At 39.6% G+C, this 2,307-nt stretch carries 1 protein-coding gene and 1 pseudogene; one reads left to right on the top strand and one right to left on the bottom strand.

The window, feature by feature from the left end; translation table 11 throughout:
* Nucleotides 1–102: 102 nt before the first annotated feature.
* Entirely contained in the window at nt 103–411 is a 309-nt protein-coding gene (locus F6K23_RS40150) for a tyrosine-type recombinase/integrase (protein WP_293166749.1), read from the bottom strand.
* Between the two features lie 197 nt (nt 412–608).
* Between F6K23_RS40150 and F6K23_RS40155 the strand changes: the two are divergent.
* Nucleotides 609–2,174: pseudogene (locus F6K23_RS40155) on the top strand (IS1182 family transposase); the annotation flags it as partial.
* Nucleotides 2,175–2,307: the final 133 nt, after the last annotated feature.

The following is a 2,307-nucleotide window of genomic DNA, read 5'->3' on the forward strand; positions in this document are numbered from 1 at the left end:
TTATCCTTTATTCTTTTTTGGCTACCCTGATTGATTGAGCCGATACGATCGCTCCCTTTTTTATCAATCCCTTTCATTGGCCTTGGCAGTTATCATCATTGCCTACCCCATCATATTGAGTGGATACAAAGTATTGACATCACAGTGCCTTGAAAAATCTCTAGCCTTCCTCAAGTTACCTCCGTTCCTATCCAGAACTGTTGTGATCGCACTATGTCGCACCCGATGAGGACTCATTTTCTTGCTAATACCTACAACTTCAGAAGTACGGTCTACCAGGTTATACAGAGACTGCGCTGTTAATCTTGAGCCTCGTTTTATGCCTCCAATGCTGATAAACAAAGCAGATGGATCTGATGATTGATATTTAATGCGAACCTCTAACCATTCCTTTACAGATACTGTTGGCAAAAGTAATCATTTTGTAACTTATGGTAATACACAAGAGATTTGATTAAGTAAAAATACTTGCTATTTTTCTCAAAAATATTTCAGGCTAAATTATAGATGAAAACAAAACCTTAAAGAAATATTCACACATCCGCTCCAAGATCAAAAAATAGGATATCTTCCTAGAAGTTGGCTAACTTAAAACAGTGACACACGCGATGTCTTTGCACTCAAAACCGATTCCACCTGTTCCCCCGAACACAGCACAAGTTGCTCATGCTGCATTTCCCAAAGGTAATATATACATACAAATTAGAGACACTTTGGGAAGTATTTACATAGATGAAGATTTTGCGGATTTGTTTTCACTCAAAGGTAAACCTGCGCTCGCACCTTGGCGATTAGCTTTAATCTGTATCATGCAGTACATGGAAAATTTATCAGACCGCCAAGTAGCAGAAGCAGTAAGAGGACGAATTGATTGGAAATATATGCTTTCGTTACCATTAGATGATGATGGGTTTGATTTTTCCATCTTGAGCGAATTTCGTACTCGCTTGCTTGAAGGAGGAAAAGAAGAACTGTTATTAGAACGAATATTAGAAGAATTAGCATCCAGAGGATTACTCAAAGGAAAAAACAGACAAAGAACTGATTCGACACATATTCTAGCAGCAATTCGTCCTCTGAATCGCCTAGAAACCCTGGGGGAGACATTTAGGGCTGCTCTCAATAGTTTGGCGATAGCAGCCCCGGAATGGTTAAGAAACAATATCTTGGAAGATTGGTTTGAGCGTTATAGCAGGAGAATAGAAAACTACCGCTTGCCCAAACTTGATAACCAACGAGAAAATTTAGGGAACATTATTGGTGCAGATGGTTTTAACTTGCTGGAAAAAATTGATTCCCCAAATGCACCCTCATGGTTACGTCACATTCGAGCAGTCGAAATTCTCAGACTTGTCTGGATACAACAATTTTATGCACCCGTCGAAGGAAAAGTGCAATGGCGAACGCCTAAAGATATGCCTCCATCAACGATAGCAATTCATTCACCTTATGATATTGAAGCCCATTATAGTTCTAAAAGAAGTGTTAATTGGGTAGGTTATAAAGCTCATCTCACCGAAACTTGTGATGAAGGTTCTCCTCATTTGATTACCCACGTTCACACAACCTTATCCACTGTTACTGATGAAGCAACAGTTGAACCCATTCATCAAGCTTTAGCAGCAAAATCCTTATTACCAGAAGAACACTTAATGGATCTTGGTTATGTCACCGCACAACTGTTAGTTTCTTCTCAAGAAGAGCATGGAGTTGAAATCATTGGTCCGGTTCGCAGTGACCCCTCTTGGCAAGCTAAAAATCATCCGAAATTTGCCAGTTCTAATTTTCAAATTGATTGGAACAAAAAAATTGCGATTTGTCCGAAAGGTCATCAAAGTCAAAAATGGTCGTCAAGAACTGATGTTACCGGACAACCTGTAATTGATATCAGATTTCCGGCATCTGCTTGCAATAGTTGTAGTTCTCGTCGTCGATGCACTCGGTCAAAAAAACACCCCAGAGGGCTAACAATTCGGAGTCAAAAAGAATACGTTGCTCTGTCCGAGCGTCGTCAAGAACAATCTACACCTGAGTTCTTAAAGACTTATGCTCAAAGAGCAGGAATCGAAGGTACTTTGTCACAAGGCATTAGAAGAGCAGGCTTGCGTCAATCTCGGTACATAGGTTTAGCTAAAACCCATTTACAACATATTTTGATGGCAGCAGCACTAAACTTATGTCCCACATTCCGCACTTCACAATGTAGTACGAAAAGATACATGAACGATAATCAAAATTTTAGCCAACAAATTAATAGATAGAACATAAAAAAGTGAGTGGCACAACTATTGTTGGTGAACCAGGGAG

Source organism: Okeania sp. SIO2C9 (assembly GCF_010672455.1).
Taxonomy (GTDB): Bacteria; Cyanobacteriota; Cyanobacteriia; order Cyanobacteriales; family Microcoleaceae; genus Okeania.